This is a genomic window from Thiomonas sp. UBA7699, assembly GCF_002482605.1.
GTDB classification, from domain to species: domain Bacteria; phylum Pseudomonadota; class Gammaproteobacteria; order Burkholderiales; family Burkholderiaceae_C; genus Thiomonas; species Thiomonas arsenitoxydans.
This window is the reverse complement of sequence record NZ_DLGH01000005.1, coordinates 53588-71917: the sequence shown is the minus strand read 5'-3', so window position 1 is coordinate 71917 and position 18330 is coordinate 53588. Positions and strand designations below refer to the sequence as shown.

Below are 18330 nucleotides of genomic sequence, written 5' to 3'. Positions count from 1 at the left end.
TTTCAGGCGTCGAGGCGCAGGTACTTGCCGGGCTGCTCGGGGTTGGGGACGAACCAGGCGGGGTTGCCGCCGGGGTCTTTGCCGATGCGTGCGCCGGGCACGGGCGGGTGGCTGGCGTCGAAAGACGCCGATGCCGATGATTTGCGCTGCGGCAGGAATTCCGCCTCCTGCAATTCGCGCACCGAGTCCTTGAACGCTTCTTTGATCAGGCGGATGTCGGCTTCGCTGTGCGCCGTAGTCAGAAAGCAGGGGAAGTTGTCGAGGATGTGTACGCCGCGGCTGCGCATCATGGCAAACAGCAGGTCTTGCAGCGGGTGATCTTCCAGCCAGCCCACGCGCCAAAGCGAGGCGAAATGACGGATTTCCAGCGGCGCACCGACTTGACGGCAGAACGCAGTCAGCTCGTCGGCCATTTGCGCGGTCTTGGCGTTGAGCGTGCCTTGCAGCGCCGGTCCTTGCGCTTTGAGGTGCAGCAGGCTGGCATGCGCGGCGGCTAGCGCCAAGGGGTGGCGCACGAAGGTGCCGGCGAAGTAGGTCACGCCGATAGTGGGAATTGAGTCATCGCCGTACTGCCAGGCGCCGCCGTCGAGCGCGTCGATGAACTCGCGCCTGCCCGCAACGACGCCAATGGGCATGCCTCCACCGATGACCTTGCCGTAAGTGGCCAGATCTGCGCGGATGCCGAAGAGCTGCTGGGTTCCCCCCAGGGCGGATCTGAATCCGGTGATGACTTCGTCGAAAATCAGGCAAGCGCCGCTGCGTTCGGTGATGGCGCGGATTTCCCTGAGGAATTCGACGGGTTGGAATTCGGGTCGGCGGCTTTGCACGGGTTCGACCAATACGGCGGCGAGTTCATCGGCATGCGCGCGGATGAACTCCAGCGATTCGGGCGTGCCGTAATCGAGCACGCGCACATCGCCGAACATGCCCCGCATGATGCCCGGCGCGCCCGGTATGCCTTTGCCGCCTTTGCCCGGACGCACGACGACCTCGTCGAAGGTGCCGTGATAAGAGCCTGAGAACAGCACCACGGTGTTGCGGCCAGTGACGGTGCGGGCAATGCGCACGGCAGCCATGACCGCCTCGGAACCGGTGTTGCACAGACCAGCACGGTCAAAGCCGGTGAGTTCGCAAATCAAATCGGCCACGGGGCCGGCCAGCGGGTGTTGCGGGCCGATGTCGTAACCGTCGTCGAGCTGGCGGCGCACAGCGTCGAGCACGAAGTCGGGCTGCCAACCGAACAAGTTCATGCCGAAACCGTTGAGCGCATCGACGTATTCATTGCCGTCCAGATCCCAAAGGCGCGCGCCCTTGCTGCGATTGACCACGATTTGATAGGTGATCTCCTTGGTCATCGGACGAAAGCCGTTAACTACCCGCGGGTCGGCCAGATGGTCGCGGTATTGCACGGTGTAGGCGCGACTCTTGACCGTGCGTTCGACGTAGCGGCGCATGAAGGCGGCAAGGCGCACCTTTTGACGTTCGGTCAGCGGGCTGGACTGAGTGTGGATGCGGGCGATGGCGCCAAAGGCTTTTTTGACGTCGTAGCGCAATGGCGCGCTGTCTTCGCCGTTTGCATCGGGCGCTGCGGGCAGGGGCTGAGCAGGGCTGGCGTTTGCTGCAGGTGGAGGCACCGTTGCGGGCGTCTGCGTGGGCGTCGGCATGGACACAGGCGGCGGCGTTTGAGGGGCGATCATCGTCTGCCCGCCTAGCAAGGCCAGTTGCTGGGACATGAGCTGCATTTGCTGCTGGATGAGCCACTGCACTGCGTCGGTCGGCGCGTGCTGCGGCAGCACGGCGGGATGAGGGGGTGTAGCAGCGAGCGGCGCGGACAGAGATACCGAAAGAGGCGCGGAAAGCGGCGCCGAAAGAGGTGACGGACTCGGCGCAGGCATCGCGGCTGGCTCGGGCTCCAGTTGGGCGTCGAGGTAATCGGCCAGCAGATCGAAACTGCGCAGGTTTTCCATCAGCTGACGGAAGGTGACCGGCACACCAAACTGCTTTTTGATTTGCAGCGCGGCTTGGGTGAGGGTGAGCGAATCGATGCCCAGTTCGACAAAGGCCATGCTCGGGTCGGCGCCACTTGCCTCATGGCCTGAGACATCCTCGAACAAATCGCGCAACTGGGCGATCAGGCGGTTCTTGCGCAGGGGGGCTGTGGGAATGGGCTGGGCGATGGACATGGCGGGTACTGGCTCGATTGACGTGGACGTCAGCGTTTGCGCGGCTGGTGCGATGGAACTCGTTGCGGCAGGACGACCCGAGGCCGGGGATGTGGCGGGACGGGAAGGGTGCTGCGCTACGGCCTCGATCCAGTAACGCTGGCGCTCGAAGGGATAGGTGGGCAGGCTGATCCGGCGGCGATTGGTGGGCGGGTGGGCGGCTGAAACTGGCAAGGCGATGCCTGCGGTCCAGAGTGCGCCTGCCGCCAGCAACATGCAGGCAGTTTCCTGTTCGGGCGCATCGGCTAGTGACGGGATGGCCACGACCGAGGCGCCATCGGCGGGGGCATGCTGACGCACCAGTGTGGAGAGCGCACGACGCGGGCCGATTTCCAGAAAAACGGCGTTGGCATGACGGTTCAGCGCGTCGCGTACGGCGGCAGAGAAGCGAACCGGCTCCCGCAGATGGCGCACCCAGTATTCGGCATCGACGGCCTCTGCCGGGGTCAACCAACGGCCTGTGAGGGTCGAGACGATGGGCAGGCGCGCAGGCGCCAAGGCGACAGTAGACACTTCGGAGCGAAAGGCTGCGAGCGCGGGCTCCATCATGGCGGAGTGAAAAGCATGGGAGGTTTGCAGCAGCCGGGTTTGCACGCCCTGCACCTGCAGAGCGGCGTCGAAGCTGCTGATCGCTGCAGTCGGCCCGGCGATGACACAGGACGTCGGGCCGTTGATGGCGGCAAGCGAGATGTCGTCCGGCAGCTGGATGCGTAAATCGTCTGCTGACAATCGCACCGACAACATGCTTCCGGGCGTGAGCGCTTGCATCAGCGCGCCGCGCCGCGCGATCAGCCGGGCCGCGTCGGCCAACGACAGAACGCCGGCCAGAACGGCCGCAGCGAATTCGCCGATGCTGTGGCCGATCAGGGCGATGGGCTTGGCGCCGCGCGCCAGCCAGGTTTGCGCCAGTGCGTATTCAATACAGAAAGTGGCGGGCTGCGTGGTTTGCGTGCTGGCCAGCGCATCTGGGTCGGCGCTGAACAGCCGCGCCCGCAAATCAAAACTCAGGTGCGGGGCGCAGGCGGCGATGGCGTCGTCGAGCGCTGCGCGGAAGTCACTTTCTGCAGCGTAGAGACCGCTTCCCATGCCGGGGTACTGTGCACCCTGGCCCGGGAAAAGCCAGATTTGAGGGGGTGGATCACCGCGCGCTGTGCGTTGTGAACGCAGGGGCCAAGCTGGTTCCGACAAGGCTCGTATCGCCTGCTCTGGCGTTTCGCAGACGAGGCAAAGACGCTGTGCAAAAGGGCTGCGGCCCACCTGCAAGGTGTAGGCCACGTCGGCCAGATTGATATCGGGATTTTTGCGCAAATGCGCGGTGAGGCGGCTGACCTGGGCGTCGAGCGCGCTTGGGCTGCTGGCCGACAGCATCAGCAGTTGCGGCCCGCTCGCTGGGCTGGATGTTGGCGTCGCGGGCGCTTCTTCGAGAATGATGTGGGCATTGGTGCCTCCCACCCCAAAGGAGCTGACCCCGGCGCGGCGCGGCTGCTCGCCGCTCGCCCATGTCGTGAGTGCATCGTTGACGATGAAGGGGCTGGACGCGAAATCGATCTTGGGGTTGGGCGTGGTGTAGTGGATCGACGGCGGGATGCACTCCTGTGCCAAAGCCAGCGCGGTTTTGATGACGCCGGTGACGCCCGCAGCAGTCAAGGTATGGCCGATGTTGCTTTTGGCGGAACCCAGTCGGCAAAAGCCGATGTCTGCGGTTTGCCTGCGGAAGGCGCGGGTGAGCGCCTCGACCTCGACGGGGTCGCCCAAAGGCGTGGCGGTGCCATGGCATTCGACATAGCTCACGCTGCGCGGGCTGACGCCGGCGTCAGCCAGTGCGGCGGTGATGACGGCGGCCTGACCGTCCAGACTTGGCGCCGTGAAGCTGGCTTTGTCGCGTCCGTCGTTGTTGATGGCCACGCCGCGAATGACCGCGTAGATCGTGTCGCCATCGTCCTGGGCGTCGCTCAGTCGCTTGAGCAACACCACGGCAGCGCCATCGGAAAACACCGTGCCCTGTGCCTGGGCATCGAAGGTACGGGTGACGCCATCGGGCGAAAGCATGGCGCCTTCTTGGTAGAGATAGCCGCTGTTGGGCGGGCAAGTCACGGCAACGCCGCCAGCCAGTGCCATGTCGCATTGACCCGCGCGCAAACTCGTGACGGCCTGCGCAACCGCCACCAACGATGTGGAACACGCGGTATGCACGCTGACTGCGGGGCCGGTGAGGTTCAAGCGGTTGGCAATTCGGGTGGCGATGTAGTCCTTTTCGTTGGCCAGCATGACGGCAAAGTCGCCGATTTTGTCGATCAGATCGGGGCGGTGCTGAACATGGTGCAGAAAATAGCTGGCGTTGTGCATGCCCGCAAAAACGCCGACGGGAGCCTGGCTCAGGTCGGGGGCGTGCCCAGCATGCTCAAGACATTCCCAGCACAGTTCCAGAAAGATGCGTTGCTGCGGATCCATCAACAGGGCTTCTCGCGGGGAGATGCCGAAAAAGACGGGATCGAAGCCGTCCACGCCGTCGATCAGCCCGCGTGCTTTGACATAGAGCGGGTCGTTCGTGAGTTCTGACGGCAAGCTGGGATCGAGTTCGTCATCACGCAAGTGCTTGATGCCGTCGGCGCCAGCCAGCAGCATGTCCCAGAAATCCTGCACGTTTTTCGCGCCGGGAAAGCGGCCCGCCATGCCGACGATGGCGATCGGCACGGAGGCGCCGGCGTGCGCAGCGCGATGATCTCGGGGGTTTGCTCCACGCGGCATGCGGCGGGCTTCGTCCCACGATGTGTCTTGGTCGCGATCCAACTGTTCGGCCAGCGCCGCGGGGGTCGGGTTGCTGAAAAACGCGCTGGCGCTCAGCGTCACGCCGTCCGCTTCGAGCAAAGAGAGAACGCGCATGACGAGCAGCGAATTGCCGCCGATATCGAAAAAATTGTCCGTGGCGGCGACGCTGCCCAAACCGAGTACGCGGGTAAATGCCGCGCGGATGCGATCTTGTGTGCTTGTGGAGGAGACGCTGTCGTCCGCTGCGGTTTTTTGCGGCCCGAATTCCGGCATGGGCAGTGCCCGCCGATTGAGCTTGCCGTTGACGCTGATCGGCATGTGCTTCAGCCAGTTGTAAACGGCTGGCAGCATGTATTGGGGCAGCGTTTGCGCCAACCAGGCGCGAATGTCGATCGGGCTTGGAACGTGGCCTGGATGCCGCGCGGTCAAATAGGCGACCAAGCCTGAGCCGAAGGGCAGATCGTTGCGCAGTGTCACGGCGGCATCGGCGATGTCGGCATGTTCTCGCAGGCGTGTTTCGATTTCACCGAGTTCGACACGATGACCGAGCACTTTCACTTGGTCGTCCGCGCGCCCGAGGCAGCGAATGTCTCCTTCGGCGTCGATGAAACCCAGATCTCCCGTCAGGTAAGCCCTTCCCACTTCAGGCAAGTCTTTGAATCGCTGTTCCGTCAGCTCGGGGCGGTTGAGATAACCGCGTGCGATGACTGGACCCGCTATCGCGATTTCGCCTTCCGCGCCTGCGGTGAGCACCTCGCCCTGGGCATTCAAAATGAGGATGCGCGCCTCTCCGATGGGTCGCCCAATACTGGGAAGCGCGGGCCAGGAGGTCGGGTCATCGGGAAGCGTCTTGACCGTCACGACATGGGATTCGCTCGGGCCGTAGTGGTTGTGCAGACGACATTGCGGGTGCCGGGAAAAGAACGATTTGATCGCGGCGTCAGCGCGCAAGGGCTCCCCCGCGGTGATGACATGCTTCAGGGATGGCAGGTCGATTCGATGCTGCTCGCAGTAATCGACCAGATGCGCCAGGGCGATGAAGGGCAGAAACAGGCGTTCGATGCGGTGGTGTTGGATCAATTGCACCAATTTCTGCACATCACGCCGCTGTTCGCGGGCCGCCAATACGAGTGAGCCTCCGCTGGCCAGCGTGGAGAACAGTTCTTGAAACGCGACATCGAAGGCGGGGGCGGAAAACTGCAAGGTGCGCAAACCGGATTGCTCGGGCGCGCAGCGCAGATGCCAGTTGATGAGATGAAGGAGCGGCCCTTGCGGCATGACCACCCCTTTGGGGGCGCCAGTCGAGCCGGAGGTGTAAATCAAATAACCCAGTGAGGCGCTCGTCAGGCCAAGTTCACATGGACGCAGCGCAGCGGCAGGCTGCGAGGCCCAGTTCTGCAGCACAGCGGGGTCGTCGATGGCGAGGGTTTGCACGCGGCAGTCTTCGAGTGCTGCGGCGGTGTCGGCCGTTGTGATCAGCAGCAGAGGTTGCGCATCGCCTAGCAGGCTCTCCAGCCTGGCGGTGGGCTGATTCGGGTCAAGCGGCAAGTAGCCGCAGCCGCATTTCAAGGTCGCCAAAATTGCTTCAACCAAGAGCGCGCCACTGTCCAGGATGATCGCAACAAGGGCGTCCGGCCTCGCGCCCTGTTCACTCAACAGATGGGCGAGTCGGTTGGTGCGCCGATCGAGTTCGTCGTAAGTGAATGAGGCCTCCGAGCTGACCAAGGCAATGGCTTGCGGGCTGAGCCTGGCCTGCCGTTCAAAAAGCTCGTGCAGCAGAAAATCGGCTCTTTGAGACGGCGAATCTGGCTCGCGCGTCTGTGCGTTTTCTGGAGGATGAGGGTCCATCATCTGCCCTTGCTGGTAAGGCCGTGAAGAGGGGATGCATCAGCGAAATGTTTCATGGCAGACCCTCAAGCCATTGACGTATGGCCGTGTCCACAGGCAGGAAGGCCCAAGCCAGCGTGAGGGCGAGACATGCCATCGTCGCCAGATGCGCTCTGGGTGACAGCAGGACAACGAAGCGGTTTGACGACGCGATTCGATAGAGGGGATAGTGCACAAGATAGAGCGGATAAGACAGCTTTCCGGCCAAGCTGGCTGTTTTGTGAAAAAAACGGCTCAAGGACAGACTTGCTGCGAGGGCGACTGTCAGGGGCGCGATCAAGAGGGCATCGAAAAAATTGATCCAGGGGTGAGCGCTGAACATGGCCCCAAAAAACAGCACGGCGGCGCCTACCGCCAGCAAGCTATGAGGACGCCAGGTCTGAGGGCGCAGTTGGTAAAGCCAGGCCCCCAAAAAAAATTCTGCGATGACACGCGGAAAACCCAGCCAGAAATTGGAAGTTCCCCAGCCTGGGTTGAAAACGTGCATCTTGGCGGTGAGCACGATGAAGACGATGAATGCCAAGGCCGAGAGAACGGATGCGCTCAGACGTCGCGCATATTTCAGCCAGGCAAAAAACAGCACATTCACCACGGCCTCGAAGAACAAAGACCACGCGGGGACTTCAAGTGGGAACAAAGGGCCGGTCAGATGCCCATGCCCGAACGGCCAGACCCCATGATTGAAAAAGGGCAGACCGAGAACGCCAAATACTGAGGCGGCTACGAGCTGATGAATCCCCGGAACCGGTGGGGTCTGCGTCTGGGCGAGCATCACGGCGGAAATGATGCCGAGGAGCGATCCCATGACGTACATGGGCCCCAGACGCGTCAGCCGTACCCTGACAAACCGACTGAAACGCATACCGGTCAAAATACGCTCGCCATAGCTGTGCATCAACACGAAGCCAGACAAGACGAAGAACAGATCAACCGCAACCCAGGCGCCTGGCAGAAAATCGTTGAGCGAGCTGTGCTCGGTGTAGTGCAAAACCACCACCGCAAAAGCGGCCAGCCCCCGTAAGGCGTCTAGGGCATCAAAGTGGCGGGCATGGGACTGTGGGCTCAACTGCCGCTCCCGTGCTCATCTTTCTGCAAGCGTCCGCCGACGCTCGATGGCGCGCATCATCGCCGCCTTGGTGCCATCCAAGACACGAGAGCGCCCTACTTTGCTCAAGCCAGGCGGGATTGCGCCGATTCGCTTGCGCACCTCGTAATTTAAGGCCAACGCCCGTCGCCAACGGATGCTCTGTTCTGTATTGAAGATGATCGACATGGAAATCGACACATCATCCGGACCATTGCGCACGTGGTGCCCCGCAATGAACGGGATGTGTAAGGTTTCCCCAGGCGAAAAATGAAACGAATGTCCGAGTGCATCGATTTCGGCAGACCAAGGCAGCTTTGTACGCGCGTAGGCGACGTAGGCCTCCCGATCAATCTGACTCACGACACGATCATCCCACTGCTCGTAGACGTGAATCGTCTTTGAGCCGCGAAATTGCATCAGTAATGTGGAGTAGCGATCAATATGAAATGGAGTGATGCTGTTCGGTGAAGCGATAAACAAATAGAGGTGGGGATCGATAGGCTCGCTTCCGAGTCCGTGGCTGCGCAGAATTCCGCGCAGGTCGTCAACCAAGGCGTTACGCAGGTCTTTGAATGAATCATCCGTCTCGGGACGGCTGACCATGATGTAGGCATTCGAGGTGCGAATTTGCTCTATCGTCTCATCAATACTGACTTCTTTGGGGCGTTTGCGGAAAGTGGCTTCAAAATCGTCACCGTTTTGCAGCTTCGAGTTGGAAAACATCACCTGTCGTTTGGGCAGTTTCGGTAAGACGGCGCCCAGGTTCTCCAAGGTCAACGCCGGGTGGCCGAGGAGTTTGTGAGATAGCTTGAAGGGCGCGCGGTCCAGCAGCATGGCTTCCAGCTCAGCGTCGAAACATTGCATAACCACGATGTTTTCCTGCGCTTGATTTAGTAGGCGTAGTACCCGTAGGGCGACCCGGCCTTTGGCCCGCGGCTCTGGTTGAGCAGGGTAAAGACCATGGGATGGTCTTGCAGCAGGCTGAGTGACTGCTGCACCGTGCCTTGATGGGTGCGCCCGGCCTGCACGACGAAAAGAATCTGCCCGGCGTGCAAAGACAGCGCGCGTGCTTCGGCGGAGGGCAGCAGCGGCGGTGCGTCGAGAATGATGACGCGGTCGCGATAGCGATGCGCCATTTCTTCGAGCAGCAGGTCCATGGTGGCGCTGGCAAACAGCTCGGTGGCTTGCGCGTTAGGTGTGCCCACGGGCAGCACGGCGAGCTTGGGGACGTTGGTTGCGAGGATGAGATCGGACAGGTCGAGTTCGGGGTTGAGCAGTTTGTCGATCAAACCCTGTGCCGGGGCAATGCCCAGGCGTTCGAGCAGGCTGCTGCGCGAAGGATCGGCATCGACCAGCAGCACCGTGTGGTTCAGCTCGGCGGCGATGCTCATGGCGAGGTTGGCCGCCACGAAGGTCTTGCCTTCGCCCGGCAGCGAACTGGTGACCATGATGAGATTGGGCCGGTCGATCTTGGCCGAGGCGGCCCCGGTGACGTTGGCAAGCAGCGGCCGCTTGACCACGCGGAACTCATCGACCAGCAGCGAGCGGGTGGCGTGCGGCACGATATAGCCCTGAGCCGCCAGCTTGTTCAAGTCGATCTCGACCTGCTTCGAGCGCGTGCCCATGTCTTGTGGCTTCGCCGTGTGTTTGGCGGCCTCGGTCGGCTGGGCTGGGGCGGTATGGGGTTGCGTACTCGCGGCGCCAGCGGGCGCGGTTGCGAAAGGTGAGGGCGAGGGCGCAGTTGGGGCGACTTCAGCGGCGGATTCGGGCTTCCAGAGGACATCGACTCCGGCGGTGCGGAGTTCCTCGAGACGCTTGACGGCTTGTTCAATGGTGCTCATGGTGTTTCCTTAAACGCCGGGCTGCCGCGTGAAATGGGCCCAGATGGCCCAGAGCAACCCGATCAGCACGAGTCCGGCGATACCCAGCGCGAGATTGATATTGTTCCGTTTGTCGTGGCTGAGAATTTCGGGCGAGTTCAGCAGGGAGATGCTGCCGAGCACGGGGCGGTCGATGGTTTCGCGCAGGTGGCGCGGGCTGTGATAGGTCGGCATGATCTGCGAGACGATGAAACTTGCCGCCACTCCGCAGGCCAGTGCAAAAAACACCAGCAGAGCGATGAGCATGGGCTTGCTCGGGAACAGCGGACGCTGCTCCACACGCGGGGGATCGACCACGCGGAACACGGCAAGCTGCGAGGAGGCATCGACGCTTTGCGTCAGCCCGGCAGACTGACGTCGCGCAACCAGATCGTCGTAGCTCTTGCGAATGACGTCGTAGCCGCGCATGAGCTCGGCATATTGCTGGTCGAGTGCGGGCATTTTTCCGGCCTGACTGCGCAGCTCGGCCAACCGTGCCTGAGCCTCGCCCACCTGGGCTTGAAGCGAGGCCACGTTGGCGTCGGCCTGTGCGACCTGCACGCGCAGTTGCTGGTAGGCCGGGTTGGCGGTGCTGATGGTATTGGCGCCGATAGACGCTGGTTCAGCGGCTTGCGCGGGATGTTCCGCGGCGGCCTTCAGGCGCGATTTTCTTTCCGCTTCCAGGCGGGCCAGGGTTTGGCGCGCAGAAATGACGTCGGGATAGTCGTTGGTGTAGCGCTGCAACAGATCGTCGAGCCGCGCGCGCTGCTCCTGAATGCGCCGATCCACATCGAGTACGGACGCAGGAACACCGGGCGCCGCGGGGCCAGCGGCGGCAGCCATATAGGGCGATGTCACGCTGATGGTGGGAGATTCGCCGCGCATCTGGCCGCTGATGGCATTGCGCGCGGCAATCGCGGCGCTGAGCTGACCCTGAAGCTGGGAGAGTTGGTCGGAGGCCTGGTTGACGCGGGTGTAGTAGTCGACATTCGCCGCACCGGAATAGCCGGGATGCTGGGTCTTGAAGTCTTTGAGCTTTTGCTCTGCGGCACTGAGCTGGCGGCCATAGTCGGCGACCTGGGCATCGAGAAAGTTGAGCGCCTGCTGGGTGTCTTGCTGCTTGCCGCCAATGCCCGAGGTGAGGAACATGTTCACCAGATCTTTGACGACGCCGAGCGCAACCTGCGGATCGCTGTTGACATAGCTGACGCTGTAGAGATTCTCCCGCGCGTTGATGCCGAGCTTGATGCTCTTGAGCAGTTGATCGACGGTGCGGTTGACCGATTCGGGCTGACCATCATCGACCGCGAGATGTTTTTCACGCACCAGCCGCTCCAGATTGGGGCGGGCGAGCAAGGTGCGGGCCACCATCGCGACCTGATCGTCGATATTGGGCTGCACGGTCAGGCCTTGCATCAGCGGTTTGAGCAGGGTTTGCGTGTCCACATAAACGCGCGCTGACGCCATATAGCGCTCGTGGAACATGGCCACGCCGATGCCGCCCAGCGCCATGATGACCCACGCGGTGAGCAGCCCGACCCAGCGCCTGTCCCACATGCCGGGCAGGAGGTTGAACAGGGGACGTAGTAAATCGTTCATGATGTTGCTTTTCAGAGTGAAGTGCGACTGTGGACTCGTGGCGTTATGTGCGTCATGCCTGGGTCTCCAGGGTTTCGAGCACCTGGTTTTCCCACTGTGTCATCAGCCAGGTTTCAAGCGCCTGAGCGATGCGCTCGGAGGCTTTGCCATCGTCCTCGAACGGGTTGGGACGGGCTTTTTTGTCGCCTTCCAGAATGTCACCCATGGCCTGGAAGATGCGACGAAAATCTCGTCCGACGAGCTGGTTGCTGCCCTGCTTGAGGGTTTGGGTGCGGGCGCAGTAGTCTTGCAGGGTCAGGCAGGGGATGGCGAGATAGGAGCTGGCATCCTGCAGATTGGCGCGGTCTGTCAACAGGCAGGTGGCCTTGCTGAGCAGGGCCAGCGTCTGCCCGAAAGGCTGTTCGGGCACGCAGGCCACGCGCGAACCTCGCAGGGAGTTGCCCAAACCGTATTGCAGCAGGCGGCTGTGCAGGGCGGTCGGCATCGGCCAGATGACAGGAAGAATGCGGCTCAGGCGCTTGGCGTTGGCCAGCATGTCGATCATCTTGTCGCGCGATGTGGCCCATTCGGCGTCTTCGAGCATTAGCAGCGCATAGCCCTGGGGGTTGGAGAGATAGGTCTTGGGCACCCCGATTTCCGTGGCGAACAGCTTGGGGTCTGGTGCACTGGCCAGGCCCTGCACGACGGCATCGATCCGCAGGTTGCCCACGACACGAATGGATGCGGGAGGATTGCCGTCATGCGTCAGCGTATCGGCGCAGCCTGTCCCCAGGGTCAGATGCAGATCGGTCAGTTGATCAATGACGATGCGGTCGATTTCTTGCCCATCGGCACGCTGACCATGACGCAGGCCGGACTCAATGTGCGCGTGCGAGATCTTTTGGCGCTGGGCCATCAGGCCGGCCGCAAGGGCGGCATCGCTGTCTGCGAACGTGAGCACCGCGGCGGGTCGGTAGGTGGTGAAAATCTGATCGAGCCAGTTCACCCAGACCGCAAGACTGGGCCGCTCATCCTGCGCGTCAGGCAGCAGGGCGAGATCGATTTCGGCCAGTGCCGGGTCGTTGGCGATGGCGGAAGAAGACAGTTGTTCCAGCCCGACCAGCACGGGTTGGGGCAAGCCGGAATAGGCCCGCATTTTTTGCATCAGCGGGTGCAGTGCGATGCGATCTTCCAGGGTTTGGGCGATGCAGAGCAGCGGGCCGGGCTCGCCCGGTTTGGGTGGCGCAGGTGCGCGGGTGAGGGCTTCGGCGACATCGCGCAAAACGGGCAGACTCGAAGCGGTGTCCGTCTGGAGGGGCGGCTCAGGTGCGGTGGGAGCGGTTCGCTGTACCGGCGCGGTGATGGTGGGGGCCTGCGGCTCGGTTGGATCGGCAGGGCGCAGCAGGCCGCCGATCTCCTCGCGAATTTCGCGGGCCACGGTGTCGACGCGCGCAGCGTCGATCTGGTCGGTGTTGTCGAGAAAGGCCGAGAGCAGCAGGCGGTTGCACAACATATTGATGCGCCGCGGCAACCCGCCCGTCCAGTCGTGCACCGAAGCGAAAGCGGCATCATCGAATTGCGGCCGCCCCGTCCAGCCGACTCGCTTGAGGCGGTGGATGATGTAGGCGCGGGTTTCGTCCGAGTCCATCGGGCCGATGTGGCAACTGGCGATGATGCGCTGGCGCAGTTGTTCCAGATTGGGTGCGCGCAACACCTCGCGCAGTTCAGGTTGCCCGACGAGATAGCTTTGCAGCAGCGCACGGTTGCCATACTGGAAGTTAGACAACATGCGCAACTCTTCAATGGCCGCCGCATTCAGGTTCTGCGCTTCGTCGATGACCAGCAGGGCACGACGGTTCTGCAGCATCAGGGTGGTGAAATGCGCTTCGAGCGCGGCCAGCAACTCGGCCTTGGACGCGTTTTTGGACGGCACGCCAAAGGCGTTGGCCACCGCGCGCAGTAAATCTTCGGCTTCGAGTTGCGTGCTGACGATCTGGGCCGCGGCGACCTTGGTTGGATCAAGCTCATTGAGAAGCGCGCGCACCAGGGTGGTTTTGCCCGCGCCGATTTCTCCCGTGACGATGATGAACCCTTCGCCCTGCATCGCGCCAAAGCGCAGATATTGGTGGGCGTAGTTGTGTCCCTTGCTCTCGAACAGAAAGCTGGGGTCTGGGTTGAGCTGGAAGGGGGGGGCGCTCAGGCCGAAGTGCGCTGCGTACATGAGCCTGATTCAAAACTGATGGGTGACACCGGCATAAACCGCCGATTCGTTTGCGCTGAGGATGCCGCTATTGGCGGTATCGAGCAGTTGCCTGCGTGCGCCGAGAACCAGGATGGTCTGCGGGGAAAGGCGCCGACTGAGTTGCACGATGAATGTGGTCTGGCGGGTGCTGACCCCTTCATTGGGACCAAACCCTGTGCTCAAAGCACGCAGCAGGCCGACGTTCAGACTCATCACCGGGGTGAGGCGCCGTCCGTAGCTCAGGCCGATACCGTTTTGAACATAGTCAGCCGAGGCGAGCAGCAGATTGTTCAAAGGGGGTGAGCCGGGCAGGATCAGGTCTTGCGTTTTGGTGTGAAACACCGAGACGGTGTAACTGTTGCGCTGCGCGAGCAAGACCCCGGTCAAGGTCAGGGTGTCTTGCAGGGTGGCCGACTGGGTGTAATAGTTGACAGCGTTGGGCAGGGTGGCGGGCAGACCGGTGACGGCCAGCAGGTTTTGCACCGCCTGCGCACGAGCGGCAGGGTCGGGGTACTGCGAGGCGAGCATGCCACCCAGCAGGGTGGACAAACTCACCCCCGACGGAATGGTCTGCAGCGAAGCGAGGTAGGACGAGGGCGCCCGGTTCCAGTTCAGGCGCAGACTCAGGCGCTGAATCTGCTGCGAGGCGCTTATATCCCAGCCCGTGCCGAAAAACCGCCGCTCCATCACGCCGTCGAAGCGGGTGAAGACATTGGGTCGCCAGTTGAGCTGCACGCCGTAGATGCTGTGGCCCAAGCTGGCATAGCCCGTGGAGTAATGCTCATAGCCGCCAATCAGTCCGCCTTCAAAATGCGGCGTGAAGGCATAAAGAACCCGGGCACGCGCGATTTCGTCTCGCACGGCAAGCGATCCGCTGTCGGTGTAAACCGTTTCCTCTTGCTTGGCATCGAGGCCCCAGCCCAGGGGTGTGGGACGTCGATCCAGGCGGATGCTCTGCTTCCCATAGCGACCGTTGCTCAAAGCGGCGCCGGTTTGATTGCCGCTGATGCGGGTCCAGACGTTTTCGCTGCGCGCCCGCAACCGGAGGTCATCGTTGAAACGATGGTCGATGTATGGGCTGAGGCTGTACTGGGTGGTGGTGTAGGTCGCGGTGCCGGTGGATTGGGCCGGGATGGTGAGCAACGCGTTTTGTTGCGAGTTGATGCCGGCATCGAAATACAGCCATTGATCGACCAGCCTGGCATTCAGGCCCAAAGTGCCGGAGGGCAGGACCGTGTTGCTGTAGCTACTGCGAGCGTAATACTGGGCATTGAGCGCAAAGTTGCCGAAAGTGCGCAAGTCGGGCCCGAGGGTTTGAAACGCAATGCCCGGGGTGACGCTCACGATGGTGTCGGAGCGCGCGGGGTTGTTCGAGCCGAAATAGACATTGCTGGTCTGCACGACCGACATGCCCACAGAGGGCTGGACGAAGTTGCCGCGCGCTGGGAGCGGTGCACTGGCCGTTCCCAGCGGTGTCAGCAGCCCACCCTGCGTTTCGCCGCCTTCGAGCTGCTGAGGCAGTGCCCCACCGCCGGGCACGGCGAGATTGAGCCCGGGAATGGCTTGCGCACAAGCCGATCCCGCCTGCAGAAGACAAAAGGCCAGCGGGGTCAGCGCGAACAAGACTTTGCGGCTAGAGGTCTGCATGGGGCGGGATTCGGATGGGGTGAATGAAAGGGCAGGCAAGGTCAGAACATGCTCTGCGGGATGATGATGACATCGCCCGGCTCCACCGGGACATTGGCCGACATTTCACCGCGCTTGAGCAGGTTGCCCAGCTTGATGCTGTAGGTTTTGCCATGGCGCTCCAGCACGGCGGCATTGCCATCGGCAAACTCGGTCAGGCCACCGGCGGCGATCATTACATCGAGCAAGGTCATGTTTTCGCGGTACGGAATGGCGATTGGGCGCACGGCCTGACCGACGATACGGATCTGCTGGCTGTACGGTCCATGAAACCCGGTCACGACCACGGACACCACCGGATCGCGGACATACTTGGACAACTTGTCCTTGATTTCTTCGGCAATTTCACCCGGCGTCTTGCCGGCCGCCTGAACGTCGGGCGCCAGCGGAGTGGAGATTCTGCCGTCCGGGCGAACCTGGATGGACATAGACAAATCCGGGTTACGCCAGACGTTGATATTGAGTGTGTCGCCGGCGCCCACCTTGTAGTGATAGGCGCCCTGGGTGATTTTTTCCGGCGCGGGCGGGTAGTTGTTCGCGGCGCAGGCGCCAAGCAGGAGGGCTGCCATAGAGGCTGCGGCCATGCGCCAAAGACTGAATCGGGAATTGCGGATCAACATGCTCGACCTCTGTAATGTCGGAGAAAGGATGAAAATGGCGAAATTGTGGATGGGCAGTGTAGGAGGTTCAAGCCCTCATTTGATCGGTTTTGTGGTGAGTTTGCCTGTGAAATATCTCACGTCTGCCTCGAGAATCACGGGCATCCCCCTCGAATGGGCGCACTGCGCTGAGAGGGGGGCGAATCCACCAAGCTGTTTATCCCGCCCGAACGCGGGGGATTAAAACGACGACGCCCGGGGCAGGCCCGGGCGTCGTCGTGACAGCCGCACAGGGCGGCTGGCTGCTGCTTTGCTTTACTGTGGCAGGCCGACCGTCGGATTGCCGAGGTTGGTCCACTCGATCATCGAGCCGGTGTAGAGCTTGGAGTTCTTGTTGCCCAGAATCTCGTGGGAGACGAACCAGGCACCAGAGGCCAGGTGGCCGGTGTTGCAGTAGGTGATGGTCTGCGCGTCGGGCTGGATATTGAACTCGGCGTAGATCTTCTTGTAATCGTCGGCGCTCATGAATTCATGCGCGGCGCCAACCGGCTTAACGATGGCGTCAGTCGGGAAGGAGCGCGCACCCGGCAGGTGACCGGCGGTCTTGTTGATCGGCTTTTTCACAATGCCCAGGAACTGGGCAGTCGGGCGGGCATCGATGAACTGATCCTTGCCCCCTTGCAGACCTTCCTTGACTTGCTGCATCGAGGCCAGAATGGCCTTGTCTTCAGCGCCGGCGGCCCAGTTGCCCTTGGTCGGCGTTACCTTATCGGTCGAGACGGGATAGCCGGCCTGAATCCAGGCGTTGACCCCGCCGTTGAGGATGGCGAGTTTGTCGCGCGGCTCACCGAAGTAGCGCAGCTGGAAGTACAGGCGGGTGGCCATGTCCATGGAGTCGACGCTCTCGCCGGTGGGCACGATCACGATGGGCTTGTCGGTCTTATTCAGGCCCGAGTCGTCCATGACCTTGGTGAAGTACTCGGCGGTCGGCAGCTGGGCCTTGATCTTGACGCCGTCCACCGTGCGCTCCTGGCGGATCTTGCCAAAATCCACCGGAATGGCGCCTTCGATGTGCCCGCCGGTTTTCACCAGGGTCTTGACCTTGGTCTTGGGGTCGACCTCGAATTTCGGCGCTTCGGTGAAGGTCTTGGGCTCGTCACGGATGTCGATGATGGTGACCGCGTCTTTATTGGCATTCAGCCATTGGGGGGTGACCAGCGGGCCGGGCAGCGTGGCTGCGCCGGCGGTTTGCGCCGCGGCTACAGCGATGATGCTCATGCCGATCAGGTGTTTCAGTTTCATGTTGGCTCCTCGTTTGGATTGGTGTAACTGCATTTCAGGGCGTGTACCCGCCCGCCTCTACCTACTCAGGGCGCATCTGCGCCCAACTCCTCCAACGCAAAAATCTGCGTCGAAAAATCAATACGGCACTGGCTCAGGATATGCGTGCGTCGGTCTTCGAGCAACTGGGTGCGCCCCCGCGCCTGCAGCGCCTTGACGCGCGCGTCGCGCATGTGGGCGATCAGATCGATCTGCGGTCGAAAAAAGGCGAACACGGCATCCAGCCACTGTCCGACCCTGTGCGGCTTGGCATCTTTGAGCGTGGTCTGGCGCGCCAGGGTGCAGACGCGCTCGGCATCTTCCCAGCATTCGGCCGTGACCCATTGATTGGTCGTGAACACGCGCAATGGCATGCCGCGCGCATCGACCGACAAGCCCGCGATGTGGGTGTAGCGCTGGTCGGACGGGCACTCGGCACGGTCGTTGGGTGCAAAGACATGGAAGTGACCATGCTCTGCCGACATTCGTTGGTTCGCTGCATGGGCGTGGTAATAAAACAAAGCCCCGGTGCGGCTTTTTGCATCGCGCTGCGGATAGTGCTCCCACTCGACATACGCGGCATTTCCAATGATTTCGGAGATCACCGTTTTGCCCTGTTGCAGCAGCGACTGCGTGGCTTCAAGCGCCTTGAGACCGTAGGCATACAGATCGCTTCGCTCTTGCGGAGGCAATGCCCGCAGCAGATCGGCGGTAAAGCGTCGACCTTTGGGCGCGTGGCCAGACAACAGGGAAGAGGACTGGAGCATGGATAAACATGACGCAGTGCAGAGACTGCGCCATGTGTTCAAGTCAGCTTATTTGGACGGAGCGCAAGGATTGCTACTCTTGGAAGGAGCGCAAGGATTGCTGCTCTTCTTTTCCATTTTTTTGTCCATTTTCTTGGACGGAGCGCAAGGATTGCTTGGTGCGCAGGGATTGCTCGCAGCCTGCGCAACGCCGGTGGCGGACAGGCTAGACAGGGCCTGCGGCATGGGCGCGATTACAGCCGCAGCAAGGGCCAGGGCGGGAAGGGCTTGCGAGAGTTTGATGCGGGCTTTAGCCATGTGGAACTCCTGATGAG

The 18330-nt window shown here is 62.0% G+C and carries 11 protein-coding genes; 1 reads left to right on the top strand and 10 read right to left on the bottom strand.

From position 1 onward, the window contains the following. Window positions 1-2 precede the first annotated feature (2 nt). From B3H47_RS01980 to B3H47_RS01935, 10 genes are all read right to left on the bottom strand, one after another. Entirely contained in the window at window positions 3-6839 is a 6837-nt protein-coding gene (locus tag B3H47_RS01980; RefSeq protein ID WP_286985666.1) for a polyketide synthase, read from the bottom strand. A 52-nt stretch (window positions 6840-6891) separates the two neighbouring features. Continuing rightward, window positions 6892-7944: an acyltransferase family protein gene (locus B3H47_RS01975; protein ID WP_286729968.1), complete on the bottom strand. Its 1053-nt coding sequence runs from the start codon at window positions 7942-7944 to the stop codon at window positions 6892-6894. Window positions 7945-7959: 15 nt separating this feature from the next. Next, window positions 7960-8799 (bottom strand): cupin-like domain-containing protein, encoded by an 840-nt coding sequence (locus B3H47_RS01970; protein ID WP_286985662.1) that lies wholly within the window; start codon window positions 8797-8799, stop codon window positions 7960-7962. A 56-nt stretch (window positions 8800-8855) separates the two neighbouring features. Further along, entirely contained in the window at window positions 8856-9806 is a 951-nt protein-coding gene (locus B3H47_RS01965) for an XrtA-associated tyrosine autokinase (RefSeq protein ID WP_286985661.1), read from the bottom strand. Window positions 9807-9815: 9 nt separating this feature from the next. Further along, entirely contained in the window at window positions 9816-11423 is a 1608-nt protein-coding gene (locus B3H47_RS01960; RefSeq protein WP_286985660.1) for an XrtA system polysaccharide chain length determinant, read from the bottom strand. A gap of 52 nt (window positions 11424-11475) precedes the next feature. Further along, entirely contained in the window at window positions 11476-13623 is a 2148-nt protein-coding gene (locus B3H47_RS01955) for an XrtA/PEP-CTERM system-associated ATPase (RefSeq protein WP_286985657.1), read from the bottom strand. Between the two features lie 9 nt (window positions 13624-13632). Beyond that, window positions 13633-15291, bottom strand: coding sequence for a TIGR03016 family PEP-CTERM system-associated outer membrane protein (locus tag B3H47_RS01950; protein WP_286985652.1), 1659 nt, complete (start codon window positions 15289-15291; stop codon window positions 13633-13635). A 41-nt stretch (window positions 15292-15332) separates the two neighbouring features. After that, window positions 15333-15950 carry an XrtA/PEP-CTERM system exopolysaccharide export protein gene (locus B3H47_RS01945; RefSeq protein WP_286985648.1) on the bottom strand — a complete coding sequence of 206 codons (618 nt, stop codon included), beginning with the start codon at window positions 15948-15950 and terminating at the stop codon, window positions 15333-15335. Between the two features lie 294 nt (window positions 15951-16244). Further along, window positions 16245-17231 carry a sulfurtransferase gene (locus B3H47_RS01940; RefSeq protein WP_013106339.1) on the bottom strand — a complete coding sequence of 329 codons (987 nt, stop codon included), beginning with the start codon at window positions 17229-17231 and terminating at the stop codon, window positions 16245-16247. A gap of 65 nt (window positions 17232-17296) precedes the next feature. Continuing rightward, entirely contained in the window at window positions 17297-18016 is a 720-nt protein-coding gene (locus tag B3H47_RS01935; protein WP_286985639.1) for a DUF6969 family protein, read from the bottom strand. Between B3H47_RS01935 and B3H47_RS01930 the strand changes: the two genes are divergently transcribed. Next, window positions 18015-18326 (top strand): hypothetical protein, encoded by a 312-nt coding sequence (locus B3H47_RS01930; RefSeq protein WP_276707147.1) that lies wholly within the window; start codon window positions 18015-18017, stop codon window positions 18324-18326. The two genes, B3H47_RS01935 and B3H47_RS01930, sit on opposite strands and share 2 nt — an antisense overlap. Window positions 18327-18330 lie beyond the last annotated feature (4 nt).